Origin of the sequence: Nitrospirillum amazonense (genome assembly GCF_029594735.1) — a bacterium.
In the GTDB taxonomy this organism is placed as follows: Bacteria; Pseudomonadota; Alphaproteobacteria; order Azospirillales; family Azospirillaceae; genus Nitrospirillum; species Nitrospirillum amazonense.
In genome coordinates this window covers 2391655-2418005 of the sequence record NZ_JARPAF010000002.1, presented here as the reverse complement: position 1 = coordinate 2418005, position 26351 = coordinate 2391655, and the positions used below count along the sequence as shown (strand labels likewise).

Below are 26351 nucleotides of genomic sequence, written 5' to 3'. Positions count from 1 at the left end.
GCTTGCGATGCTGGGTCTAAACTCCCGGACAGGTGCCCCGATCGCCGACGCCGTCGCCGCTTCGTCCCGCCGCAACGGGAGGTGGGGGCGGGGGCAGGTCGATCAAGGACGGGCCCCCATAATAAACGGGAGGATGGGACGGCATCCCGCGTTCGGTGCGGCGCCTGAACAGGGGGCGTGCAGGGCCGGCGTGGGTCACCAGGACAATCTTCGGGTGGGACGTGTCACGCGTCCCCGGCAACGAGAGAGTGGTAAGGGATGTCCGTACGCAAGAACGCCGCCGCCTTCGCGGCCCTTTTGACGGCCCTGGCGGGGCGCGCTTCCGTGGCGCTGGCCGACCCGGTGGTGAGCATGCCGGAGGCGGGCAAGCTGGGCATGCAGCATGCCTACTCGCCCGTGGCGGTGCAGCTGGAGAACTTCCACAACCTGCTGCTCTACATCATCATCGGCATCGTCGCCTTCGTGTCGCTGCTGCTGCTGACGGTCATGGTGCGCTTCAACAAGCGCGCGAACCCCGTCCCGTCCAAGACCAGCCACCACACCCTGCTGGAAGTGGCGTGGACCGTGGTGCCGGTGCTGATCCTGGTGATCGTGGCCGTGCCGTCCTTCCGCGTCCTCTACTACGGTGACCGCACGCCCAATCCTGAGATGACGGTGAAGATCACCGGCCACCAGTGGTACTGGTCCTACGAATACCCGGACAACAACGACATCTCCTTCGACAGCAACATCGTCTCCGACGGTGATCTTAAGCCGGGTCAGCCCCGCCTGCTGACCGTAGACAACGAGATGGTGGTGCCGGTGGGCACGCCCGTCCGCCTGCTGCTGACCGGCGCCGACGTCATCCACTCCTGGTACGTGCCCTCGCTGGGCGTTCAGTTGCACGCCGTCCCCGGCCGCATCAACGAGACGTGGCTGCAGGCCAGCACCGAAGGCACCTTCTATGGCCAGTGCACGCTGATCTGCGGCACCAACCACGGCTTCATGCCCATCGTCGTCCATGCCGTCAGCAAGGAGGACTACAAGGCCTGGGCCGAGAAGACCAAGACCGCCGGCATCGACGCGGGCCGCGCGTTCCTCGCGTCGCTGGAAGCGGCGAAAGGGGCCACCAAGACCGCCCTGGCGACGGACAATGGCGCCGCGCGCTGAGCCCGCCCCGTCTGATATTTAACCCCGGCAGAGATTAACGAGGGGAACTGGAATTATGGCGCACGCAGCCCACGATACGGCTCACGACGCGCATCACGACCATAAGCCCGGGTTCGTGAAGCGGTGGTTGTTCTCGACCAACCACAAGGACATCGGCACGCTCTACCTCATCTTCTCCGTGATCGCCGGCCTTATCGGCGGCGCCATCTCGGTGATCATGCGAATGGAACTGCAGGAGCCGGGCATCCAGATCCTGAACCACCTGTCGGCCGACATCGGCCAGCAGTGGAATGTGCTGATCACCGCCCACGGCCTGATCATGGTGTTCTTCGTGGTCATGCCCGCCGTCATCGGCGGCTTCGGCAACTGGTTCGTGCCGCTGATGATCGGTGCGCCGGACATGGCCTTCCCGCGCCTGAACAACATCAGCTTCTGGCTGCTGGTCCCGGCCTTCCTGCTGCTGGTTTCGTCCTCGCTGATCGGCCCGGGCGCCGGCACCGGCTGGACCATCTACCCGCCGCTGTCCTCCACCGTGGGACACAGCGGCCCCTCGGTCGACATGGGCATCTTCGCCCTGCACCTGGCGGGCGCGTCCTCCATCCTGGGTGCCGCCAACTTCATCACCACCATCTTCAACATGCGGGCGCCGGGCATGACCCTGCACAAGATGCCGCTGTTCGTGTGGTCGATGCTGGTGACCGCCTTCCTGCTGCTGCTGGCCGTGCCCGTGCTGGGCGGCGCCATCACCATGCTGCTGGCCGACCGCAACTTCGGCACCCACTTCTTCGACCCGGCCGGCGGCGGCGACCCGCTGCTGTTCCAGCACCTGTTCTGGTTCTTCGGCCATCCCGAAGTGTACATCATGATCCTGCCGGCATTCGGCATCATCAGCCAGATCGTCTCCACCTTCTCACGCAAGCCGGTGTTCGGCTACCTGGGCATGGCCTACGCCATGGTCGCCATCGGCGTGGTCGGCTTCATCGTCTGGGCGCACCACATGTTCACCGTGGGCCTGGACGTCGACACCCGCGCCTACTTCACTGCGGCGACCATGATCATCGCCGTGCCGACGGGCGTTAAGATCTTCTCCTGGATCGCCACCATGTGGGGCGGCTCCATCGAGTTCAAGCCGCCCATGGTCTGGGCCATCGGCTTCATCTTCCTGTTCACCGTGGGCGGCGTCACCGGCGTGGTGCTGGCCAACGGCGGCCTGGACGTGATGCTGCACGACACCTACTACGTCATCGCGCACTTCCATTACGTGCTGAGCCTGGGCGCCGTGTTCGCCATCTTCGCTGGCTACTACTACTGGATCGGCAAGATGTCGGGCCGGGAGCATCCGGAATGGGCGGCCCACCTGCACTTCTGGACCACCTTCATCGGCGTGAACCTGATCTTCTTCCCCCAGCACTTCCTGGGCCTGCAGGGCATGCCGCGCCGCATCCCGGATTATCCGGACGCGTTCCACATGTGGAACCAGATCTCCTCCATCGGGGCCTACATTTCCTTCGGCTCCACCTTGTTCTTCGTCGTGATGGCCCTTTATACCCTGATGTTCGGCCGGCGCGTCGGCGCCGACTACTGGAACACCGGTGAGACGACGCTGGAGTGGACCCTGTCCAGCCCGCCGCCGTTCCACCAGTTCGAGGTTCTGCCCCGCATCAAGTAAGGTGCTGAGGGTGGCACCGGCTGCATAGGCGACGACCGCGCGGGAGGGGTGGCTTCCCGCGCGGTTTTGCCTGATTAAAGACGCCATCGGTTCCCCGCATGGAGCCGGCGACGTCGGATGAGATGCGAAGACAGATGACCGATACCGCCTTCGAAGGCCAGACCGCCCCCGACCAGGCCGCCAGCCTGCCGGGCAGCGTGGCCGACTACATCGCCCTGCTGAAACCCCGGGTCATGTCGCTCGTGGTGTTCAGCGGCTTGGCCGGCTTGGTGGTGGCTCCCGGCACCCTGCACCCGGTTCTGGCGGTGGTGGCCCTGCTGTGCATCGCCGTCGGCGCCGGTGCCGCCGGAGCCATCAACATGTGGTACGACCGCGACATCGACGCCGTCATGGAGCGCACCCGCGGCCGGCCCATCCCCCAGGGCAAGGTCAACCCGGATGAGGCGCTGGCCTTCGGCGTGGTGCTGTCCGTCGCGTCCGTCCTGCTGATGGGCCTGGCGGTCAACTGGGTGGCCGCCGCCATCCTGGGCGTGGCCAACGCCTTCTACGTCTTCGTCTACACCATGTGGCTCAAGCGCCGCACGCCGCAGAACATCGTCATCGGCGGGGCCGCCGGCGCCTTCCCGCCCATGATCGGCTGGGCGGCGGTGACGGGCGACGTCAGCATCGGCCCGGTGCTGCTGTTCTGCCTGATCTTCTTCTGGACGCCACCGCACTTCTGGGCGCTGGCTCTGTTCCGCAGCGGTGATTACAGCCGTGCCGGCGTGCCCATGCTGCCCGTGGTGGCGGGCGAGGCCGCCACCAAGCGCCAGATGCTGGTCTACACCCTGCTGCTGCTGCCCATCGCCATCGCCCCCCACTGGTTCGGTGTGGGCGGTATGGCGTACCTGGTGGGCGCCACGGTGCTCAGCCTGCTGTTCATCCTCTGCGCCGTGCGGGTCATGCTGGACAAGACCCATCGCGCCGCCAAGCAGATGTTCGCCTATTCCATCCTCTACCTTTTCCTGCTGCTCGCCATCCTGATCGGTGAGAAGCTGGTGGCCTGACGCCCTCGCCTGAGAGGGCCCCTCCGCATAGGAACCCTGACCGCATGGCCAACACCATCAATCCCACCGGCCCCTCCGCTGGCACCGCCTCCCCATCTGAGCCCGTCCTCGACGCGGCCGAGCGGGCGCGCCGCCAGCGTGGCAAGAACCTGGCGCTATTCTTCTCGCTGCTGGGCTTCGTGGCATTGATCTATGTCGTGGCCATCGTGCGCATGGGGCTGCACGCGCAAGGCCAGTAACCCCCTTTCCCAATAAGAATTGGGCGGGTGAACCCGCCATCGGCGCGCAAGGACGGCCGCCTACCGCAAAGGGGCGTCGTCAAAGCCAGGGAGGCGACAGGTTGGCTGACACTCCAGGTCCCGATTCCCCGCAGACTCCGCCCGCGCGGCCTGATCTGGCCCGGCGCAACCGGCGCATGCTGGTGGGCGCGCTGACCATCGTGGCCGGCATGGTGGGGCTCAGCTTCGCCGCCGTGCCGCTTTACCGGGTGTTCTGCAAGGCCACCGGCTTCGGCGGCACGACGCAGGTGGCGGAAAAGGGCGCCGACCGCGTGGTCGACCGCACCGTCACTGTTCGTTTCGATGCCGAAGTGAACCGCGAATTGCCTTGGCAATTCCGACCCCTTCAGAATGCCGTGCAGGTTAAGCTGGGGGAGGTGCGAGAGATCCGCTACCACGCCAAGAACCTGTCGGACAAGGCGTTGGTGGGCACCGCCACCTTCAACGTCACGCCCGACAAGGCCGGCATTTATTTCAACAAAATCCAGTGCTTCTGCTTCACCCGCCAGCGGCTGGAGCCGGGGCAGGAACTGGACATGCCCGTCACCTTCTTCGTCGATCCCTCGTTGGCCGACGACCCGCACATGAAGGACGTGGCCACCATCACCCTGTCCTACACCTTCTTCCTGGCGGCCGACCAGACGGCGGCAGCCGTTCAGGACCAGGCCGTCAAAGCGCGTCCGGGCGGCTGAAGCGTACCCGGGCAACGGCTTCGCCACCGTACAACCTCTGGACGGGCGGGGCAGGAACGTTTACCAAGGGAGTGTCCAGTCCCCCGAACGCGGGGGACCAGGGAGGGCACGAATAAGGACCGGGGCGGCAATGTCCGCCGATATCTGACGACCACCGCGTTGTTTTGATCCGAGGGAAACAAGAACATGGCTGATGTCCAGGCTAACTCCGCTCCCGGAAATTCTGAGGGCATAAAGCAGCCCTACCACCTGGTGGACCCCAGCCCTTGGCCCTTGGTCGCCTCCGTCGCGGCGGGCCTGCTGACCAGCGGTGCTGTGTTGGGCATGCATGGCCATGGCTGGATCCTGGCCATCGTCGGTTTCCTGGGCGTGCTGGGCGTCATGTTTGCCTGGTGGCGCGACGTCATCGGCGAATCGGTGGTGCGCAAGCTCCACTCCCCGGTGGTGAAGATCGGCCTGCGCTACGGCATGACCCTGTTCATCGCGTCCGAGGTGATGTTCTTCGTGGCCTTCTTCTGGGCCTTCTTCGACACCAGCATCTACTTCAACGAGGCGCAGCAGATCGGCCGCGTCGCCGCCAATGGCGGCGTCTGGCCGCCCAAAGGGATTGAACCGGTCAACCCCTTCGACATGCCTATCCTGATGACCGTCATCCTGCTGCTGTCCGGCACCACGGTCACCTGGGCGCACCATGCGCTGGTCGAGGGCCGCAACAAGGAAGCGGCCCGGGCCTTGGGCTTCACCATCCTGCTGGGCCTGCTGTTCACCTGCTTCCAGGCATATGAGTACATGCACGCCGAATTCGGCTTCGCCCAGAACGCCTACACCTCGGCCTTCTTCATGGCGACCGGCTTCCACGGCTTCCATGTCATCGTCGGAACGATCTTCCTGATCGTCTGTTTCTTCCGCACCCGCGCCGGCCACTTCACGCCCAAGAGCCACTTCGGCTTCGAGGCCGCGGCCTGGTACTGGCACTTCGTGGACGTGGTCTGGCTGTTCCTGTTCGTCAGCATCTACTGGTGGGGTTCCACGCCGCGCGGCGTGATCCCGCACTGATGCCGGGACCGTCGTTCCGTTCCTGACGGAAATGAACCTTGGAACCTAATGCCTCCTCCGTCGCCCCGATCCTGGCGGGCTTGCGCTGCAAGTGTCCCCGCTGTGGTCGGGGCGATTTGTTCGTGGGTTTCCTCACCGTGGCGGAGCGTTGCCCCGTCTGCGGCCTGGAACTGGCCCGGGGCGACAGTGGCGATGGCCCGGCCGTCTTCCTGATCTTCATCCTGGGCTTCGTCATCGTGCCCGTCGCGTTGATGGTGTCCATGCGGGTGGATTGGCCCTTATGGCTGACCGGCCTGGTCTGGGGCGTTGTCATCCTGGGTGGCACGCTGGGCCTGCTGCGCCCGGCCAAGGGCGTGGTGTTCGCCCTGCAATACCGCTACCGCCGGGCCGAATTCGAAGGGCCCCCCGAAGACACGCCCGGACATGGCGCCGGGCATGGCGATAGTGACAGCGATAGGAATTCTGGCGCATGACTTCTTCGTCCACCGCTTCCCCCACCGGCGCCGCGCCTGGTCCCGTCGCGAAGGGACACCGGCGCTTCCGTCCGACCTTCTGGGCCGGCTTGGTGGCTGGGGGCGCCATCCTGTTCATGGCCGGCCTGGGCACGTGGCAGGTGCAGCGCCTGTTCTGGAAGCAGGGCATCCTGGACCACATCCAGCAGCAGATGGCGGCCGCCCCGGCCGAACTGCCGGCCAAGATCGATGATCCCAAGGCCTGGGATTATCGCCGGGTGCGCATCACCGGCCACTTCCTGAACGATCATGAGCTGTACCTGGGCGCCCGCTCGCTGAAGGGGGCCCCCGGCTACGACGTCGTTACGCCCTTCGTGCGGGCGGACGGCGGCGGCGTGGTGCTGATCGACCGCGGCTGGGTTCCCACCCAGGGCAAGGACCCGGCGCGCCGGCCTGACGGCCAGCTGGAAGGCGAGGTGACGGTGGACGGCGTGGCCCGCGTGCCGCCGCCGCGTGGCTGGATGCAGCCGGACAATCTGGTGAATGACAATTTCTGGCTCTGGTACGACCTGCCCGCCATGGCGGCCAAGGCGGGGACCGAGGTGCCGGAGCCCGTGGTGGTCGAGGCCGGCGCCACGCCCAACCCCGGCGGCTTCCCCGTGGGCGGCCAGACCCGCGTCACCATCCCCAATGACCATCTGCAGTACGCCATCACTTGGTACTGCCTGGCCATTGCCCTGGCGGTCATCGCCTACTTGCGTTTCAGCCGGGTGGAGAGCGACTGAGGCTGCTTTCTTCCGGTTGGTTGGCTTTCAAGGTCGATAGGGTTGGTGAATTGACCAATGCTGAGAGAGCATTATAATTCTTCCACGATTCCTATTCGGGCAGTTGCCATGAAAAGCGCAGCAACCCACGAAATGACCGTTACCGTATCTATGCCGAGCGACCTAAAGGCGGCTTTGGACGCGGAAGCGATTCGCGTGCAGGTTTCGCCGTCTGACTTGGTTGTAGAAGCCGTACGGCAGCATCTGAATGTGGCCGCCCCGCCGTCTGGCGGCGACGATCGTAAAGCCGCATTTGCTCGCCTTCGCTCTTTCGCTGGTACTGGCGTCGCCATTGTCGGTTCGCAGAGTGACGATGAAATTATGCGCCGTATCCGGGAAGTTAGAGAAGACTGACGCAGCCAGAGCGCGTTATCAATTGGAAGCCTTTCAATTCTAAGCTGTGAGCGCCAGATGCCCGCCGAGAGACGCGTATATCTGGATGCAAACATCTTCATTTATCTTCTTGAGGGCACGCCGGACTTCCAGCGGCGTAGTCTTCACATATTTGACGAGATAGAGAGCTGCGGCGCCTCCATATACACCAGTGAAATCACGATCGCAGAGTGCCTAGCGGGCGCCCGAAAACAAGGCGCATCGCGCCTGGTGACTAGGTATATGAGCCTATTCACTGAACCTGGCGCCATCGAACTTGTCGAGGTCAGTCGCGTGATCCTCTTTGACGCATCCGCGATTGTCGGACTTACCGGGCATAAGCTGGTAGATGCCATACATCTGGCCACAGCGATACGGATGGGGTGTGAGGTATTGTTTACGAATGATCGGGGAATTCAGTCCGTAGATGACAGTCTTGTCATCCTGAACGATGCGGCTGCCTGGAAATATCAAGACTAAAAGCTTCGTGATTCAGCGCAGCTTAACTGGCAGTCAACCTGGCCGCCTTCGCCGCCCGAGTCTCCAGCCCGCCGCCGGTGGCGGCCGGCGGGGCGGCGGCGGTGTGGCTGGGGCGCAGCATCAGTTGGCTGACACGGAAGCCGCTGCCGTGGGGGAAGCGGCGCTCCAGACGGGCTCGCGCGCCCTCATCATCGCCGGCCCACAACAGGAAGCGGCGGCGCTGCCACGGCACGGCGGCGGGCAGGGCGCTGTCGGCGACGGTGCCGCCCACCTCCACCGTGGCGATCCAGGCGGCATCGGCGGGGTTGCGGCGCTCCTCCAGCACGAAGATGCGGTTTTCCGGGCGGGCAATGCGCTTGATGTCCTGCTCCAGCCGCGCGCATTCGTCCTGCAATGTCTCCATGGTCAGCTGGATGTGGCGGCGTTGCTGCTTCAGGCTGTAGGTGGCGCGCGCCAGGCGGCGGATGCGCTGGCTTTGTTCACGCTGCCGGTTCAGGGCCTGGCGGCGGCGGGTCTTGGCCTCGCTGACGCGGGTCCAGGCGCGTTCCCCGGTCAGGCCTGCGGTGACCACCACGGCCAGCAGGGTCAGCATCAAGGCGATCATGCGATGCTCTCCTTCTGCGCGGCCGCGTCGGCCTTGCCGCTGTTGGCCAGCTGGATGCTCAGCAGCACATAGCCCAAGGGTGCGGGAAAATAGCGCTGCAGGTCGCGCCGGGCGTCGGCCAGGTTTTCCGACCACACCTCGATCATCTGCGGGCCGGCCCATTCAGGGTCTAGCGCCACGGCGGTCTTGGTGTCGCCTTGGGCCTGCTGCACCAGGCGGTTGACCATCCAGGCGACGAAGCGATTCAGGCCGGCGTCCTCACGCCCCACCACACGCACCGGGGCCTGGGCGCTACGGCGCGCATCCTCCAGGTCCTTGTCCAGGGCGTAGCGGCGGCGGCGCACCTCGCCCAAGGCGCCTTGCAGGGCCGTCAGCTCGGCGCGCAGCTCCGCCTCGCGTCCTTCCAGCCGATTCTCGACCTGGGCACCCAGGGGCAGGCGGTCGAGGGCACGGCGGAAGTCCGGCTGGCGTTCCACCGCCGCCTCGCCCAACTTGCCCAGAACCAGAATGATCAGGCCCGCCACCACCGCCAGGGCGCCGGCCAGCATGATCGCGTGCATCAGCCCCATGGTGCCGCGGAACGCCCCTTCTCGAAGACCCCACGGCGTTCCGGAACGATGCCTCGTCCGGTCCATCCTGGCGGGGAATGTTGCTATTGAACGGCGGAGCCAAGCCCCGGCCGTCGGTTCTATTGCAGCGCAACCGAAGGCGGTTTCCAAGTGTCATTTCCGGGAAAATTGGATGTCCTGGAACATCGCGCCGGGGCCTTGACACGCCGCTGTTCTTCCCATGCGAATCACCCATGTTTCCGTGAGGGGCTGGCGGGCTTGCGGGACCTTGGCGCCACTGGCTACTGTAGGGGTTCGAGTTGAGCCAAGGGATGGATGCCTAGGGTGGATTATATCAGCACGCGGGGCCGGGCGCCGGCCTTGGGCTTTGAGGATGCGCTACTGGCGGGCTTGGCCCGTGATGGCGGACTGTATGTGCCGGCGGCCTGGCCGGTCTTCGACGCCAGCGCCTTGCGCGCCCTGCGCGGCCTCAGCTATGGCGAGCTGGCCACCCGCGTGATGGCCCCCTTCATGGGCGGCGCCATTTCCGAGGATGAGCTGCGCGCCCTGGTGCATGACGCCTATGGCAGCTTCGCCCACGCCGCCGTCACCCCCCTGACCCAGTTGGGTCAGGAGGATTGGGTGCTGGAGCTTTTCCACGGCCCCACCCTGGCCTTCAAGGACGTGGCGCTGCAACTGCTGGGCCGCCTGTTCGACCATGTGCTGGCCAAGCGCGGTCGTCGTATCACCGTGGTGGGCGCCACCTCGGGCGATACCGGTTCCGCCGCCATCGAGGCCTGCCGGGATCGTGAGCTAGTGGACATCGTCATCCTGCACCCCGAGGGCCGCACGTCCGAGGTGCAGCGCCGGCAGATGACCACGGTCCTGTCGCCCAACGTGCACAACGTGGCGCTGGAGGGCACCTTCGACGATTGCCAGGCCATCGTGAAGGCCCTGTTCAATGACCAGGCCTACCGGGATGAGCTGAACATCTCCGCCGTCAACTCCATCAACTGGGCCCGCATCCTGGCCCAGGTGGTGTACTACGTGGCGGCCGGTGTGGCCCTGGGCGCGCCGGACCGGCCGGTGGCCTTCTCCGTTCCCACCGGCAACTTCGGCAACGTCTATGCCGCCTATGGCGCCCGGGCCATCGGCCTGCCCATCCAGCGCCTGGTGGTGGGCACCAACAGCAACGACATCCTGACCCGCTTCTTCCAGTCCGGCACCATGGCCACCAACGGCGTGGTCTCCACCATCAGCCCCAGCATGGACATCCAGGTGTCCAGCAATTTCGAACGCCTGCTGTTCGACCTGCTGGGCCGTGACGGCGCCGCCGTAACAGGCGTGATGGACGGCTTCGCCGCCAGCGGCCGCTTCACGGTGGACGGCCGCCAGCTCGCCGAGGCGCGGGGCCTGTTCGACGGCTTCCGCGCCGATGAGCAGGAAACGGCGGAAACCATGCGCCGGGTGTTCGAGACCACGGGTTATCTGCTGGACCCGCACACGGCTGTGGGTGTGCACGCGGCGGCCCAGGCCCGCGCCGCCGGCACCGTCCCGGCCGAGGTGCCGCTGGTGTCGCTGGCCTGCGCCCATCCGGCCAAGTTCCCCGACGCGGTCAAGGCCGCCACTGGCGTGCACCCGCCGCTGCCCCGCCACTTGGCCGACCTTTATGAGCGTGAGGAGCGCGTGACCGTCCTGCCCAATGATGTCGAAGCCGTGAAAGCCTTCGTGCGCTCCAAATCCCGCGTCACGGGAGCCGCCCGATGAGCGACGGTGGCGGAATCCAGGTCACCACGCTGGACAACGGCCTGCGCGTCGTCACCGACAGCATGGCTGGGGTGGAGACAGTGTCGCTGGGCGTCTGGGTCGGCGTCGGCACGCGGGATGAGGCGCCCGAGGTCAACGGCGTCGCCCACCTGGTAGAGCATATGCTGTTCAAGGGCACGCCCAAGCGCGACGCCTACCAGATCAGCCAGCAGATCGAGGATGTGGGCGGCCACCTGAACGCCTACACCACACGGGAGCACACGGCCTACTACGGCAAAGTGCTGAAGGAAGACGCGGGCCTGGCCCTGGACATCGTGGCCGACATGGTGCAGCACGCCAGCCTGGACGCCGACGAGCTGGCCAAGGAGCGCACGGTCGTCCTGCAGGAGATCGGCCAGGCCGAGGATACGCCCGACGACATCATCTTCGACCATTTCCAGGCGACGGCCTTTCCCGGCCAGGCGCTGGGCCGCCCGGTGCTGGGCCTGCCGGAGATTGTGGAGAGGCTCAGCCGCGATGATCTGAACGCCTATGTCCAAGGTCATTATTCCGGCCCGGCCATGGTGGTGGCGGCGTCCGGCCGCATCGAGCACGCCCGCATGGTGGACATGGCGGCCGAGATGTTCGGCGCCCTGCCGGAGCATCGGGACTGGACGCACGAAAAGGCCAGCTATCACGGCGGCGATTTCCGGGACGAGCGCGACCTGGAACAGACCCACGTCGTGCTGGGCTTCGAGGCAGTGGGCGTCCATCACGAGGACAACTACGCGACGCAGGTGCTGTCCACCCTGCTGGGCGGCGGCATGTCATCCCGCCTGTTCCAGGAGGTGCGGGAGAAGCGCGGGCTGGTCTACAGCATCTACAGCTTCGCCAGCCATTTCGCCGAGACGGGCCTGTTCGGCATCTATGCCGGCACGGGACCGGAACAGGTGGCGGAACTGGTGCCCGTGGTCTGTGGCGAGGTCGCCAACCTGGTGGGCAGCATCCGCGAGGATGAGGTGGCGCGCGCCCGCGCCCAGCTGAAGTCCAGCCTGGTCATGGCCTTGGAAAGCAGCATGGCGCGGTGCGAGCAGGTGGGGCAGCAGATGCTGATCCACGGCCGCCCCATCCCGGTGGCGGAGATGCTGGCCCGGGTGAACGCGGTGGACGTGGACGCCGTGGAACGGTGCGCCCGCCGGCTGTTGGAGAGTGAGCCGGTGGTGACGGCCCTGGGGCCGCTGGCCGGCTTGGAATCGTATGACCGCATCCGGGCCCGGCTGGGCCATTGAAGCCGGTAAGGATGGGGCGGCGGTGATGGGGGTAGGGAGGGGCTTGCGGCGGTGATACGGCTGTTACATGCCGATATCCTAAGCACACCGGCCATCCGCCTGGACGGGCCGCAGGTCTACCTGCGCCCGGCCCAGGTCAAGGATTGGCGGGAGTGGGCCGACCTGCGCGAACGCAGCCGGGACTTCCTGGCCCCGTGGGAACCCACCTGGCCGGCGGACGCCCTGCTGCGCTCTTCCTTCCTGCGCCGGGTGCGCCGGCACACGGCGGAATGGCGCAATGACGAAGCCTACAGCTTCCTGATCTTCGAACGCTCCAGCGATCGGCTGGTGGGCGGCATCGGCCTCTCCAATGTGCGCCGCGGCGTGGCCCAGATGGCCACCATGGGCTATTGGGTGGGTAAGCCCTACGCCCGGCGCGGCTATACCAGCGAGGCGGCCAAGGCCAGCCTGGGCTTCGCCTTCGGCCAGCTGGGCCTGCACCGGGTGGAGGCCGCCTGCCTGCCCACCAACCAGCCCAGCCAGGGCCTGCTGGAAAAGGTAGGCTTCGTACGCGAGGGCTATGCCCGGGGCTATCTGCGCATCGACGGCCGCTGGGCCGACCATGTGCTGTACGGCATCCTGCGTGACGACTGGCGCGGTTAGAGCGCGCCCGTCAAAGCGCGCCCAAGGCTTTCAGAATCTCATGGTGGCGGTCGGCGCCCATACCCGTCCGCTGTTCCTGGGCCAGGGGCGACATGTCGTCGTGGGTGAGTCGCAGCGTGGGCCGGGCGCTGGCGGCGCCGAACTGGATTAGCACCGGATGTCCCAGCGGCGCGTCGTAGAGGCTGATGACGTTGGCCAGCGTGCCGGGCAGCGGCGGTTCCGTACTGCCGTCCGCCTCGTATAAATCCAGATAGCGCAGGAAGGTCGAACGCCCGACCTCTGCCCACACGCCCCAGCCGAAGAAGTCCGCCTGGTGGGTGAAGGGGATGGGCAGGACGCAGCGGATGAAGAAGCGCCCGTCATAGGCGCACACGTCCTCGGTGAAATCGGCGGCGCCCTCACGGTCGCCCTCGGGAATGGCCCAGATCGCGTCGGGCAGCTTCCAGGCCCATTGGGTGGGCAGGCCCTCATGGGGCTGGCCGCAAACACTGCAGACGAACGCCTCACTCATGCCCGTTTCCCTCGCCGTTGTGCCCCCAGGATATGGCAACGGCCCGGGTGGATGCCACCCGGGCCGTTGTGAGGCATGAGTCTAAGCCCGCCTTACCAGCTGAGGCGGAAGCCGGCGGTGAAGACGTGGTCGGTCTCGTGCCGGCGGAGCGTGCCGTCGTAGTTGGCGTAGAGGTTCAGGTTGTTGCCTTCCTGCAGGGTCAGGCCGCCGCCGATGCCCAGTGCGTTAGCGCCGGTGTCGGGACCGGTCACGGCGAAGGTGGTGCCGGCCAGCGCCGCCTGGCTGGTCAGGGCCCGGTCACGGAAGTCGTGCAGCCAAGCCGCCCGCAGCGCTGGGGTGATGACCGTGCCGCCGTCCGTCTTCCAGCTGGCCGAGGCCCGGCCGCCCACGCTGCTCTGCAGGGCCGTGGCGTCCAGGTCCTGCAGCACCAGGTTCAAGGCGCCGGCGCCCGTCTCAGTGAAGCCGTCGCGGCCCACCTTCAGCCACTGGATGCCGGCCTGCGGCTCCAGCGTCAGGTTGGACACCCGCACCCGGTAGCCGGCCGTGACACCGGCGCTCAGCTCGTCACCGGTGGTGTGGCCGAAGGCCGTGCGGCTGAGGCCGCCGAAGCCCATGGTCCGCGCCGTATCGTACTGGTCGTAGGTGTAGCCGGCGTTGCCGGTGACGAACAGGCCGTCGCCGAGATCCACGTTGCCGTAGGCCGACAGGCCGTAGCTGCTGGTCTCGTTCGACCCGCCCGAGGTGCTCTGCAGCAGAACGCCGGCCAGGCCCAGGGTCACGCCCGGCGCCACTGTGCGGTCGCCGCCGAACAGGCCGCCGCCGGTGTTGCTGTGCCCGCCCGCGGCGTTGCCGTCGCTGTCCACCCGGGTGAACGCCCCCAGGCCCTGGGCCCAGAAGTGCCAGCCTTCCTCCGGCGCCGAGCCGGCGGCCGCACCGCGCTCGTCCTCAATCACTGCGCCGTCGGTGCCGCTGGCCATGCTGGTGTAGAGGGTGCGGCCGACCAACTGGGCCTGCATCGTGCCCTGCATGCCGCCCGCCACGCCATCGCGCACGGCCGCCAGGCGCTGGCCCAGCACCTGGGTGGCGGCCAGGCCCCGGTTCAGGCTGTAGGCGACGATGTTGGCCTGGCTGCTGCCGCCGATCTGGGCCAGGGCGTCCAGCGACGCCCCCACCGTGGGCAGACCATAGAGCGCCTTCAGCACGGTGCCGAGGTCAGCGTTGCCGGTGCTGCTCAGGCCCGCCACCACGCGGCCCATGGTCTGCTGGTTGGCGCTGGCGCCCAGGCTGGCCAGGGAGCCGTAGGTGGGGGTGACGTACAGGTCGATGGCGTTGCTGCCGTACAGTGCCGTGAACTGCGTGCCGGCCAGCAGCCCGCTGCCGGGCTGGGTGATGCCGGCGAAGGTGCCCTGCACGCCGCCCGCGGCCTGCACGATGGCGAAGTCCGTGCCCAGGCCCGGGGTGTAGGTGTTGCTGGCGCTGCCCGTCATGCCGCGCAGGTTGGGCTGCAGCACCGCGCCGGAGCCGATGACGTAGCTGCCGCCCGTCACCAGGACGCGGGAGTAGTTGCCAGCCCCCTTGCCGGTGCCCGTGCCATCGATATCGATGGACAGCACCGACTTGGCTGTCTGGGTCAAACCGTTAGTGAAGGTCAGCGTGCCGGGCGAATTGCCCGGACGCAGCACACCGGCCACGGTGGCCGCCCCGGTGATGACGCCGGACCCGCGCAGGGTGCCGCCGCTGCCCACGGTGACGGGGCCGGAGGCGGTGCCGTTCAAGGCCACCAGGCCGCCGTTGATGGCCAGGGGCGCCTGCACCGTGCCGCCCAGGTTCAGGCTGCCGCCCTGGACCTGCACCGCCGTCGTGCCGGCGATGGTGGACCCGGCGCCCTGGGTCAGAGTGCCGCCGCTGATGGTGCCCAGGGTGGCGCTGCCGCCGGCCAGCGCGATGGTGCCACCCGTGACGGTGCCCAGGCTGGCGGAACCACCGCTCTGCGTCAGGGTGCCGCCGCTGATGGTGCCCAGGGTGGCGCTGCCACCGGTCAGGGCGATCGCGCCACCGTTGATGGTTGCCAGAGTGGCGGTACCACCGCTCTGTGTCAGGGTGCCGCCGCTGATGGCGCCCAGGGTGGCATTGCCGCCGGTCAGGGCGATCGCGCCACCGCTGACGGTTGCCAGGGTGGCGGTACCACCGCTCTGCGTCAGGGTGCCACCGCTGATGGCGCCCAGGGTGGCGCTGCCGCCGGTCAGGGCGATCGCGCCACCGTTGACGGTGCCCAGGCTGGCCGTGCCACCCGTCTGCGTCAGGGTGCCACCGCTAATGCTGTCCAAGGCAACGTCGCCGCCCGTCAGAGCGATCGTGCCGCCGCTGACGGTGCCCACTGCGGGCGTACCGCCGGTCAGGACCAGGCTGCCACCCGTCATCTGATCCAGTGATGCGGCACCGCTGGAGATGGTGGCCGTGCCGCCGGCCGATAGGCTGCTGCCGCTCACGCGGATGATCAGGTCGGTCTGGCCGCCGACCACCGTGCTGGTGACGGTGGTGGAATCGTAGCCCGGGGCCAGCGCGGTCACGCTGGCATAGCTGGAGGCGGCGTCGCCGGCCGCCACGATAGTGTAGGCGGCGCCGCTGGTCAGGCCGTAGGCGTATTGCGAGGTCAGCACCACGGTGGCGCCGCTGATGCTGGCGCTGCCGCTGACCTGCAGGCCGCCCACGGTGCCGCCGGCCTCCAGGACCGTCAGCGTGCCGCCCGCCTGGGCATAGTTGCCGGTGATGGTGGTGGGGGCCGCCAGCACAAGGCTGCCGCCATTCTCCGCCAGGGTATGGCCGGCGACGCTGACGCTGTCGTTCAGCACGAGGTTGCCGGCCAGCGTCACGTTGCTGGCCGTGCTGGACAAGGTGCCACGGGCGCCGCCGACACCCGTCAGGGTGCCGAACACTGTGCCGCTGCCGCCGGTGATGGACAGGTCTGTGGCGGCGGTGTGGACGATGTCGCCGGCGATGACGCCGGTGTTCGTGACCGGGCCTAGGGTGCCGCTGTCACGGATGGCCGCCACGGCGCCGGTGATGGTGCCGCTGTTGGTCAGGGTGCCGATGGTGCCGGCGTTGATGATGCCGGTCTGGCCGCCCTGGATCAGGCCGCTGTTGACCAAGGTGCCGATGACGGCCGTGGCGGCGCCGTTGTCGATGCCCGCCACCGTCGTGCCCAGGATGGTCCTGCTGTTCATCAGCGTGCCGATGGTGCCGCCGATGGGGCCAGTGGTACCAATCACTAACGATGTGGAGTCGCTATAGGGAGAATAACGGAAGACCCTACTTTCCACCGTCTGGCTGGCCGAAGCGATTCCATTGACGATACCGCTTTGACCGCCGGTGATCGTGCCGCTGTTGGCCAGCGTGCCGATAATACCGCCCCCGCTGGAGGAGGTCCGAATGATAGTGGTTTGGCGGCTGGGGACATCGCTCACGGAAAAAGAGAAGTCATACAGGTGACCAATGTTGATCACGCCGTTGCCGGTGCCGCCGATGATGACACCGCTGTTGTGCAGATCACCGATGCGGTCGCTAGACCCGATGCCGTTCGCGCCGCCGGCAATGATTCCTGTATTGCTGAAGGTGCCGATGGCCAACGGCTGGGCGTCAAGACCCTCCGCCGAAGTAGAAGCATAGTGGCTTACGTCGATTGCCGTCGTGCCGCCCTTCAGTGTGCCACTGTTGCTAAGCGTGCCAATCCTGGACGACAGTAATCCCAGTCCCGAGCTTGCGCCAGCGATGGTGCCCACTGCCAGGTTCAGCAGCGTGTCCACGATGCCATAACTAATGGTGATCCCCGCCCCGGTGGTGGATGCGCCTTGGTTGGTGATCAAGCCCGCGTTGCGTAACGTGCCGACATCGGTCGCGAGTTGGATCGCCCCGGATCCGCCCATGCCGACCAGCGTGCCCTTTATCAGGTTGTCGAGCAGGCCGATAGTGCCGTGGAGTACCGTTAATGCTGCCTTGCCAGATATCAGGCCATTGTTGCTGATGGTGCCGACATTGACTTCGCTAAGATCGACAGCTGGTCCGCTGTCGACAACCGTCCCGGTCAGGACTCCGACCGCCATGATGGTGCCCGTGTTCACCATGGTGCCAATTAGCGGCGGGCTCGGCATCGAGGCGAAATAGTCAATATCTGCAATGATGCCAGCGTACGTGCCGGAAATTAAGCCATCGTTTATCAAGGACCCGACGTTGCCACCACTAATAGATAAGGCGGCACTGACGCCCGAAATTGTGCCGGAGGCGCTATTGGTCAGGTTGTTGATCTGGGCTGGGGCTATTGTCGTTCCATTAAACAGGCCCCCGTTGATATCAAGGCCAACATGGGTGCCGCCATTGATCACGCCAGCGTTGGTCAGGGTGCCGATCGTCGCGCCATAGATGTTGAGACCGTTATAATCACCGTTTACGGTGGCGCCTTGAAGATTGGCCAGAGTCCCGATGAGAACCGTCACCACGGGACTGGGATCGACGGAATAGCCGCCCAATATAGCGCTCTCAATATCAAACCCGTTGCCTCCGGCATTAATCCGCCCGGCATTGATCAGGGTATCTACTGTGGCGCCGCGTACAATGATGCCTGCGGCATTGCCAATGATGGTGCCGGTTGAATTATTGACCAGCGTCCCGATTGTCCCTGGCGTGATGTCGGTACCAAGATCCACCGCGGCGGTGATTTGAAGGCCAGCTTCCTCCCCCGCAATCAATCCGCTATTGGACAGCGTCCCAAGATGTCCCCCGGCAACCTGGATGCCGGAGTGGGTTCCGGAAATAATGCCTGTAAGATCATTGGCCAAGCTGAAGACCTGACCACCCACAAATGTCGCACCGTCATACCCCGTCAACAACGAGATGCCATAGCCACCGCCACCGATCAGTCCGGCGTTGGCGATGGTTTCAATGGTGGCACCACTGACCTGGATACCGTTGACAGCACCACTGATGGTCGCACCCACGCCGTTGACCAAGGTGCCTATGCTGCCGGGGGTCACCGTTGTACTGGAGGTGTTGGAGGCGGCGTCATAGACGCTTTCAGTCTTTCCGGTAACCACCACACCTTGCCAACCCGTGCCGATGATCTGGCCATCGTTCACCAGGGTGCCGATGGTTCCTCCCTCCAGCCGAATGCCTGTGCCGCCGGTAACCAGCGCACTGGCTGAATTGGCGAGGGTGCCCATTGTGGCCCCAACAGCTTGATAATGTCCCGTCTGCGCCACCGGATCGTAAACATAGGTTTGGTCGCCCGTTAAAGCGATGCCGACACCCCAAATGCTACCGCCTTGAATGGCGCCAACGTTGGTGAGGCCACCAATGCCCGTACCCCTGAGATCAACGCCATTGTATCCACCTTGGACGGTACCTTCGTTAAGAACGGTGCCTATGGTCCCCCCGTTGCCAAATTGGCTGATCTGGATCCCATAGTCGCCCCCCGTCGCCACCCCCGTATTGACGAAAGTGCCCAGCGTTCCGCCCGGTACCTCCAATCCGATATAGCCGCCGATAATCGTTCCGCTGTTGGTTACGGTGTCTGTGACAATCAGGATGTCGACACCCTTCAGGGCACCGTACGCTGTTCCGGAATTATTGATCTCCTTCGCAGAGCCCCAATCGACAATGCCACCACTGTCAATACCGGTCACAATGCCCGAATTATTGATCGCCTGGACGGTTCCCCAGTTAGTTATGCCTTCATGGCTGCCGGTAATTGTAGCTGTGTTATATACTGTTCCCACATATCCGAAATTAGAAATGCCACTGCCATATCCCCCGTTTCCGAGAATAGAGCCGCTATTGGCCAGGGTATTTAGCCTCCCCCAGATCTCCACACCATTCTGACTTGTACTATTAATAAAACCGGTATTTGAAAGCACGGTTGCTGAGCCGTTGACGGTTACCGCAATCCCCTGGCCGGTGCCGAGCACCGTCCCATTGACGAAAAGACTACTGCCCGACAGTTCCAAAGGTCCCGATGACCCGGTGATCGTCGTATCCGCCCGTGCCCCGGGTGAGGCCATCGCAATGGCTAATGCGGAGGCAGAAAGCAACAGGGCGTTCAAGCGGCGGGGAGAGGTTTTGGGCATTGGAATTCCCGAAATATGGTTTGGGGAGACGCGCCGAAGACGATGGAAATTGAAATTTGCGCTTATTTGGAAGATTTCATTGAAGAAATGCAATCTCCATGCCTCAAAGTGCTTGGAGATGAAAGCGCAGAATTGCGCTTGGTGGCGTAACCCCATTAGCCAGAGCTAGGTTGCTGGATCTGGGGCTGGGCAACGGCCGGGACGTGGTGCCGGGCCTATCTGCTGAGCCTTGAAGGGGCGAGCGGCGTGCCGAAGCGAACGGCATCACATACGCTGCCCGTTGCAGTGCACATTGCAACGAGCTATTGCCCCGAGCATTCCGCATTACACGAGGGCACGGCGGTCACCACATACCAATGGCTAAAGCGCCAGGGCCATTTGGCGCAGGGTTTTGCCGGGTATCGTTTCGGCGAATGGGGCGCTCGTAAACAAACGGCCCGGGTGGATGCCACCCGGGCCGTTGTGAGGCATGAGTCTAAGCCCGCCTTACCAGCTGAGGCGGAAGCCGGCGGTGAAGACGTGGTCGGTCTCATGCCGGCGAAGCGTGCCGTCGTAGTTGGCGTAGAGGTTCAGGTTGTTGCCTTCCTGCAGGGTCAGCCCGCCGCCGATGCCCAGCGCGTTGGCGCCGGTGTCGGGGCCGGTCACGGCGAAGGTGGTGCCGGCCAGGGCGGCCTGGCTGGTCAGGGCCCGGTCGCGGAAGTCGTGCAGCCAGGCCGCCCGCAGCGCCGGGGTTATCACCGTGCCGCCGTCCGTCTTCCAGCTGGCCGAGGCCCGGCCGCCCACGCTGCTCTGCAGGGCCGTGGCGTCCAGGTCCTGCAGCACCAGGTTCAAGGCGCCGGCGCCCGTCTCAGTGAAGCCATCGCGGCCCACCTTCAGCCACTGGATGCCGGCCTGCGGCTCCAGCGTCAGGTTGGACACCCGCACCCGGTAGCCGGCCGTGACACCCGCGCTCAGCTCGTCACCGGTGGTGTGGCCGAAGGCCGTGCGGCTGAGACCGCCGAAGCCCATGGTCCGCGCCGTATCGTACTGGTCGTAGGTGTAGCCGGCGTTGCCGGTGACGAAGAGGCCATCCCCCAGGTCGACGTTGCCATAGGCAGACAGGCCATAGCTGCTGGTCTCGTTGGACCCGCCCGAGGTGCTCTGCAGCAGCACGCCGGCCAGGCCCAGGGTCACGCCCGGCGCCACCGTGCGGTCGCCGCCGAACAAGCCGCCGCCGGTGTTGCTGTGCCCGCCCGCGGCGTTGCCGTCGCTGTCCACCCGGGTGAACGCCCCCAGGCCCTGGGCCCAGAAGTGCCAACCCTCCTCCGGCGCCGAGCCGGCGGCCGCCCCGCGCTCGTCCTCAATCACTGGGGCGTCGCCGCTGGCCATGCTGGTGTAGAGGGTGCGGCCGACCAGCTGGGCCTGCATCGTGCCCTGCATGCCCCCCGCCACGCCATCGCGCACCGCGGCCAGGCGCTGGCCCAGCACTTGGGTGGCGGCAAGGCCCCGGTTCAGGCTGTAGGCCACGATGTTGGCCTGGCTGCTGCCGCCGATCTGGGCCAGGGCGTCCAGCGATGCGCCCACCGTGGGCAGCCCGTAGAGGGCCTTCAGCACGGTGCCGAGGTCGGCGTTACCGGCCCCGGTCAGGCCCGCCACCACGCGGCCCATGGTCTGCTGGTTGGCGCTGGCGCCCAGGCTGGCCAGGGAGCCGTAGGTAGGGGTGACGTACAGGTCGATGGCGTTGCTGCCGTACAGCGCCGTGAACTGCGTGCCGGCCAGCAGCCCGCTGCTGGGCTGGGTGATGCCGGCGAAGGTGCCGGAGACGCCCCCCGCGGCCTGCACGATGGTGAAATCGGTGCCCAGGCCCGGGGTGTAGGTGTTGCTGGCGCTGCCGGTCATGCCCCGCAGGTTGGGCTGCAGCACAGCACCGGAACCGATGACGTAGCTGCCGCCCGTCACCAGGACGCGGGAGTAGTTGCCGGCGCCCTTTCCGGTACCCGTGCCGTCGATATCGATGGACAGCACCGACTTGGCCGCCTGGGTCAAACCGTTAGTGAAGGTCAGCGTCCCGGGCGAATTGCCGGGACGCAGCACCCCGGCCACGGTGGCCGCCCCGGTGATGACGCCGGACCCGCGCAGGGTGCCGCCGCTGCCCACGGTGACGGGGCCGGAGGCGCTGCCGTTCAACGCCACCAGGCCGCCGTTGACCGCCAGTGGCGCCTGCACTGTGCCGCCCAGGTTCAAGCTGCCGCCCTGGACCTGCACCGCCGTGGTGCCGGCGATGGTGGACCCGGCGCTTTGCGTCAGCGTGCCGCCGCTGATAGTGCCCAGGGTGGCGCTGCCGCCGGTCAGCGCGATGGTGCCACCCGTGACGGTGCCCAGGCTGGCGGAACCGCTGGTCTGGGTCAGCGTGCCGCCGGCGATGGACCCCACCGTGGGCGTGCCGCCGGTAATGGCCAGGGTGCCGCCCGTCATCTGGTCCAGCACGCCGGCGCCGCCGGCGATGGTGGCCGTGCCGCCGGCGGCCAGGCTGCTGGCGCCGATGCTGATGATCAGGTCGGTCTGGCCGCCGACCACCGTGCTGGTGACGGTGGTGGAACCGTAGCCCGGGGCGAGCGCGGTGACGCTGGTGTAGCTGGAGGCGGCGTCGCCGGCCGCCACGATGGTGTAGCTGGCGCCGCTGGTCAGGCCGTAGGCGTATTGCGAGGTCAGCACCACGGTGGCGCCGCTGATGCTGGCGCTGCCGCTGACCTGGAGGCCGCCCACGGTGCCGCCGGTCCCCACAGCAGTCAGCGTGCCGCCCGCCTGGGCATAGTTGCCGGTGAGGGTGGTGGGGGCGGTCAGCACCAGGCTACCGCCATTCTCCACCAGGGTATGGCCGGCGACGCTGACACTGTCGTTCAGCACGATGTTACCGGCCAGGGTCACGTTGCTGGCGGTGCTGGACAAGGTGCCGCGGGCGCCACTGACGCCCGTCAACGTGCCGAACACCGTGCCGCTGCCGCCGGTGATGGACAGGTCTGTGGCGGCGGTGTGGATGATGGCGCCGGCGATGACGCCGGTGTTGGTGACCGGGCCCAGGGTGCCGCTGTCCCGGATGGCCGCCCCGGCGCCGGTGATGGTGCCGCTGTTGGTCAGGGTGCCGATGGTCCCGGCGTTGATGATGCCCGTCTGGCCGCCCTGGATCAGGCCGCCGTTGACCAGCGTGCCGATGACGGCCGTCGCGGCGCCGTTGTCGATGCCGGCGGTCGCGGTGCCCAGGATGGTGCCGCTGTTCATCAGCGTGCCGATGGTGCCGCCAATGGGGCCGGTGGTGCTGACGACCGTCGATCGGGACAGGATGGAGGCGGAGAAGGCGTCACGGGTGTAAGTGATGATGGTTTTGGGCCCGGCGGCCAGCCCGTTGATCAAGCCAGTTTCACCGCCGCTGATCACGCCGGTGTTTTTCAGCGTCCCGATGGCGCCGCCCACGGTGGTGGTGACCCTGGTCGTGGTGGCAACGGCGACCGGGGCGTACCACGGCGTGGTCGTGTAAGTCGTCTGGCCCGCTGTACCGAGATTTTGAATGCCAACGGCTGTCCCGCCTATGATGGTGCCGGCGTTCGACAGGCTACCGATGCTGCCGGATGAGATGACGCCCGTGGCGCCGCCGCCGATCAGGCCGGTATTGCTCAGCGTTCCAACACTGCCCTTGAAGCTGCTCGATGATGTGAATGAGCTGTAGCTGCTGACATAAGAATAGACGTGGCTGTTGATGCCGGCTGTAGCGCCGGTAAGCGTGCCGGCGTTGTTGAGAACGCCGATGGTGTCGTATAAGCCCACGGCTGCGCCAGAAGCCGTGATCGTGCCGGTGGTGGCGTTGGTCAAGGTTCCCACCAACGCATCGACGTTGATGGCCGACGCGTGTGTGCCGGCCATGGCGCTGATCAGGCCGGCGTTGGTGATGGTATGGATGGTCCCCTCGGCATCGATGGCCGCAATCGTGCCGGTGCCGACAAGCTGACCCCCCGCCTGATTGTCGAGCAACTCCAGCGCGCCTGTTGTAACGCTGCCTGTCGTGTAGCCGTAAACCGCCAGGGCAGAATAACCAGAAATGACGCCGCTGTTCTTGATGGTTCCGACGTTGACATCGGTGAAGTCAAGAGCCGCCCCACCCGTCGTTGTTCCAGTCGCCAAGATGGTGCCGGTATTGACGATGGTGTCGATTAGCGGCCGGTTTGTATAACCATAGGAGGCGACGCCGGAGATGCCGGCTAGCATTCCAGAGATCAGACCATTGTTCACCAAGGATGTCACGGTGCCCCGTGAGACCTGGACGCCTTCGGCACCCCCTCTGATTGTGGCACCGCCATCGTTGAGGATGGCGGTGATCGACGGTTCCGGGTAGGTGCTGTCGTAAGAATAGTAGTTGCTCCGGCCTAGGGCGACGCCGGCGTAGCTCGCGCCCTGGATGACGCCGGCGTTGTGTAACGTGCCGATGGTGCCGCCGCTGGCGGCGATGCCGGTGTAACCCCCGCTAATGACAGCGCCGGCAGCGTTGGTCAGGGTGGGAATGGTGGATGGCAGATACAGCGAACCGCAATAGGTTCCAAAACAGCCGGACACACCCGCAATCTCGAGGTCGATGGCGGAAACCGAGCCGGCAATGGTGCCAGCATTCGCCAAGGTGCCGATGATGCCGCCCGTCAAGCCCAGGCCGCTATTGCCCTGGATCGTGCCCGAAGCGCTATTCGTGAGGCTGGTGATCGACCCGGCCAGGATGCTGGACGCGCCGGACGTGTAGCCGAGGTTTATCGCCGCCCCCGTGGTGCCTCGGATCAAGCCGTTGTTCTGAAGGGTGCCGATGGTATCGGATAGGGAGAGGCCACCGGCCCCTCCGCTGATTGTGGCGCCAGCGGCGTTGATGAGGGTGCCCATGCCGTGGGCGAGGGTGGTGTAGCCGCTGCCGTAGTAGACCAGGGCGGTGCCGGCGCCGGACAGAATCGTCCCATCGTTAATCAGGGTGCCGATGCTGCCACCATTGAGGAGGATGCCGTTGTTCCCGCCGTAGATCGTACCGGTACTCTCATTGAGCAAGGTGCCGATGGCGGCGGCCGATCCGGAGATGCCCGTTCCTGTGCCATAGTAGTAAGAGCCAACAGTGCCGGCGATGATCAGTCCGGCATTGTCGATCAGGTCGCTATCGCCGCCGAGTAGGACGCCGTTGTTTTGAGCTTGGATGACACCGCTGGTGCTATTGGTCAGCGTGCCCAGCCGGGACCTGAACTGTTGTGTCGTGTAAACATAGCTCGAGGTCACCGAATCGAAGACGGTGGTTCCGAGATAGGCGGAAGCGGCATTGATACCGGTGCCCGCCTTGATGGTTCCGTCATTCTGGATGACGCCGATGGTACTGCCCGTCAGGGCGATGCCGTCGGCAGCGTAGCCGTTGGCGATGATTTGGCCGCCGGCCGTGTTGACCAGGGTTCCCAGCGTGCCAGCCACATCCGTCCAAGCGGAATTACGATACACCTCATTGGCGCGCAGATCGATGGCGGCGGCGCCATACGTTGAGGTGAAGGCGCTGGCGGCGGAGATGGTGCCGCTGTTGGTCAGTGCGCCGATGGTGCTCCCGCTGAGGGCCAAGCCATCGGTGAAGCCCGAAATGGTGCCGCCGGCGCGGTTGGTGATGGCGCCGATGGTGGTGGTGAGCGCGGTCAGCGCGTTCGTCCCGTAGAAGGTTGTCGTGCCCTGCATCAGACCGGCATTGTCGATGGTGGCAATGCTGCCACTGAGGATCACGTTGCCGAAAATGCTGCCGCTAGCAGTGTTGATGAAGGTGCTGATCGACCCAGGCGACGCATATGTCTGATAAGTGAAGATCGAACCGTTGTAGGTCGGGACATAGCTACTAAAGCTGCCTACGTTGATAGCGCTGCCATTAAGCCCGCCGTTGGCGATGATCCCGGAATTGATCAGGGTATTGATCGTGCTGCCCGTGAAGTCGATTCCGCCGTACCCGGCAATGGTGCCGCCGGCGTTGTTGATCAAGGTGTCGACGACAACATTCCGTACCGTGCCGGACACCACAGAGGCGACGGCACCAATGACATTGCCGTAATAGGCATAAGATGTCGCGATAGTCCCGCTGTTGGATACGGTGTTGATCGTGGCATTGTTCAACAAAACACCCATCCAGCCGCCCTGGATGATGCCACCTGCGTTATTGGCCAGCGTTCCCAAGGCCGCCGGCGTGGACCCGTCCGTCGAACCGTGCAGGTTCAGCACAGTGCCTGAGAAGCCCGATACGAGTAGGGCGCCGCTATTGGCGATGCTGCTTAGGGAACCCGACGCATCGACCACCGCGCTGTAGGAGCCGCTGATCGTTCCACTGTTCTGCAACCCGCCCGAGGTGATGGTCACCGGACCGGAGTTGCTCGTAACCACGGTATCGGCTCGGGCAGGGCCCTGCCACGAGGTGGCGAGCGCCAGGACAGAGGCGCCGAGCAGAAGGGCCTTGGAACGGGTCGGGGTGGCGGTACGCATGGCGGCAAATGCTCCTGAAAACATGGATTTCAGTGTCGAGAATCGGTCCAGCGGCGGGATGCGCCCTGGTGGGGAGGTGGATTGCGGAGGAATGCGAGGCTTAGCCCGGCGGTACCGGGCACGAAGAAGTCCGGTGCGCGCATGCAGTTGGCGCTCGCCGGCGCGCGGCGGAGCTCAGGTTAATGTGACCTGGAACACGCATATCGATTCACAGCCCATCTCTTATACATTTTGGCTGAGACGATATAGCAAATGGATAATTTGTTAATCCATTTTTGCAAATTTAAATGCGTGCAGCTGTGAGCCGCCGGCTGTCAACGGTGCGTCCGGAAGTGAAAATACAAGTGTAGCGCATCAATTCGGAGGAGAGGGA

20 protein-coding genes are annotated in these 26351 nt (G+C 65.7%); 15 read left to right on the top strand and 5 right to left on the bottom strand.

From position 1 onward, the window contains the following. The first annotated feature begins 258 nt into the window (after positions 1-258). The 10 genes from coxB to P5F91_RS17085 all read left to right on the top strand — a co-directional run bounded on the left by coxB (position 259) and on the right by P5F91_RS17085 (position 8018). Positions 259-1149, top strand: a complete 891-nt coding sequence (gene coxB / locus P5F91_RS17130; RefSeq protein ID WP_145611337.1) for a cytochrome c oxidase subunit II — start codon at positions 259-261, stop codon at positions 1147-1149. A gap of 55 nt (positions 1150-1204) precedes the next feature. Then, positions 1205-2818 carry a cytochrome c oxidase subunit I gene (gene ctaD, locus P5F91_RS17125; RefSeq protein ID WP_145611338.1) on the top strand — a complete coding sequence of 538 codons (1614 nt, stop codon included), beginning with the start codon at positions 1205-1207 and terminating at the stop codon, positions 2816-2818. Between the two features lie 134 nt (positions 2819-2952). Then, positions 2953-3864 (top strand): heme o synthase, encoded by a 912-nt coding sequence (gene cyoE / locus P5F91_RS17120; protein WP_145611339.1) that lies wholly within the window; start codon positions 2953-2955, stop codon positions 3862-3864. Positions 3865-3908: 44 nt separating this feature from the next. Then, positions 3909-4103 carry a hypothetical protein gene (locus P5F91_RS17115; RefSeq protein ID WP_277907692.1) on the top strand — a complete coding sequence of 65 codons (195 nt, stop codon included), beginning with the start codon at positions 3909-3911 and terminating at the stop codon, positions 4101-4103. A 101-nt stretch (positions 4104-4204) separates the two neighbouring features. After that, on the top strand, positions 4205-4834 hold the full coding sequence (locus P5F91_RS17110; RefSeq protein WP_277907691.1) for a cytochrome c oxidase assembly protein: 630 nt from the start codon (positions 4205-4207) through the stop codon (positions 4832-4834). Between the two features lie 186 nt (positions 4835-5020). Further along, positions 5021-5890: a cytochrome c oxidase subunit 3 gene (locus tag P5F91_RS17105; RefSeq protein WP_040845183.1), complete on the top strand. Its 870-nt coding sequence runs from the start codon at positions 5021-5023 to the stop codon at positions 5888-5890. 122 nt (positions 5891-6012) lie between these two features. Continuing rightward, on the top strand, positions 6013-6363 hold the full coding sequence (locus P5F91_RS17100; RefSeq protein WP_338424078.1) for a DUF983 domain-containing protein: 351 nt from the start codon (positions 6013-6015) through the stop codon (positions 6361-6363). Next, positions 6360-7127, top strand: coding sequence for an SURF1 family protein (locus P5F91_RS17095; RefSeq protein WP_277907690.1), 768 nt, complete (start codon positions 6360-6362; stop codon positions 7125-7127). The genes P5F91_RS17100 and P5F91_RS17095 overlap by 4 nt, the downstream gene beginning before the upstream one ends. Before the next feature lie 57 nt (positions 7128-7184). Next, positions 7185-7520: a ribbon-helix-helix domain-containing protein gene (locus tag P5F91_RS17090; protein ID WP_145611341.1), complete on the top strand. Its 336-nt coding sequence runs from the start codon at positions 7185-7187 to the stop codon at positions 7518-7520. Positions 7521-7577: 57 nt separating this feature from the next. Next, on the top strand, positions 7578-8018 hold the full coding sequence (locus P5F91_RS17085) for a type II toxin-antitoxin system VapC family toxin (RefSeq protein WP_145611342.1): 441 nt from the start codon (positions 7578-7580) through the stop codon (positions 8016-8018). 22 nt (positions 8019-8040) lie between these two features. Here P5F91_RS17085 and P5F91_RS17080 read toward each other — a convergent pair whose 3' ends face one another. Continuing rightward, positions 8041-8622 carry a hypothetical protein gene (locus P5F91_RS17080; protein WP_145611343.1) on the bottom strand — a complete coding sequence of 194 codons (582 nt, stop codon included), beginning with the start codon at positions 8620-8622 and terminating at the stop codon, positions 8041-8043. Then, positions 8619-9191: a hypothetical protein gene (locus P5F91_RS17075; RefSeq protein ID WP_145611344.1), complete on the bottom strand. Its 573-nt coding sequence runs from the start codon at positions 9189-9191 to the stop codon at positions 8619-8621. Before P5F91_RS17075 ends, P5F91_RS17080 begins: the two co-directional genes overlap by 4 nt. A 324-nt stretch (positions 9192-9515) precedes the next feature. Between P5F91_RS17075 and thrC the strand changes: the two genes are divergently transcribed. From thrC to P5F91_RS17060, 3 genes are read left to right on the top strand one after another with little or no spacing between them, the layout of a single operon-like run. Next, positions 9516-10937 (top strand): threonine synthase, encoded by a 1422-nt coding sequence (thrC, locus tag P5F91_RS17070; protein ID WP_145611345.1) that lies wholly within the window; start codon positions 9516-9518, stop codon positions 10935-10937. Next, a complete protein-coding gene (locus P5F91_RS17065) occupies positions 10934-12205 on the top strand; it encodes a M16 family metallopeptidase (RefSeq protein WP_145611346.1) in 1272 nt (423 codons plus the stop codon). Before thrC ends, P5F91_RS17065 begins: the two co-directional genes overlap by 4 nt. Before the next feature lie 51 nt (positions 12206-12256). Next, positions 12257-12847 (top strand): GNAT family N-acetyltransferase, encoded by a 591-nt coding sequence (locus tag P5F91_RS17060; protein ID WP_004272455.1) that lies wholly within the window; start codon positions 12257-12259, stop codon positions 12845-12847. Between the two features lie 10 nt (positions 12848-12857). On the opposite strand, the gene P5F91_RS17055 is transcribed toward P5F91_RS17060, so the two are convergent. Together P5F91_RS17055 and P5F91_RS17050 are read right to left on the bottom strand one after the other, a co-directional pair. Further along, positions 12858-13358 (bottom strand): DUF2199 domain-containing protein, encoded by a 501-nt coding sequence (locus tag P5F91_RS17055; protein WP_145611347.1) that lies wholly within the window; start codon positions 13356-13358, stop codon positions 12858-12860. A 92-nt stretch (positions 13359-13450) separates the two neighbouring features. Continuing rightward, complete coding sequence (locus P5F91_RS17050) at positions 13451-17458, bottom strand: autotransporter outer membrane beta-barrel domain-containing protein (protein ID WP_277907688.1); 4008 nt, start codon at positions 17456-17458, stop codon at positions 13451-13453. 258 nt (positions 17459-17716) lie between these two features. Between P5F91_RS17050 and P5F91_RS17045 the strand changes: the two genes are divergently transcribed. Then, positions 17717-18004, top strand: coding sequence for a hypothetical protein (locus P5F91_RS17045; RefSeq protein WP_186454798.1), 288 nt, complete (start codon positions 17717-17719; stop codon positions 18002-18004). Between the two features lie 120 nt (positions 18005-18124). After that, positions 18125-18553, top strand: a complete 429-nt coding sequence (locus P5F91_RS17040; RefSeq protein ID WP_186454799.1) for a hypothetical protein — start codon at positions 18125-18127, stop codon at positions 18551-18553. A gap of 1407 nt (positions 18554-19960) precedes the next feature. Here the strand turns inward: P5F91_RS17040 and P5F91_RS17035 are convergent. Next, positions 19961-25978, bottom strand: coding sequence for an autotransporter domain-containing protein (locus P5F91_RS17035; protein ID WP_277907687.1), 6018 nt, complete (start codon positions 25976-25978; stop codon positions 19961-19963). Positions 25979-26351 lie beyond the last annotated feature (373 nt).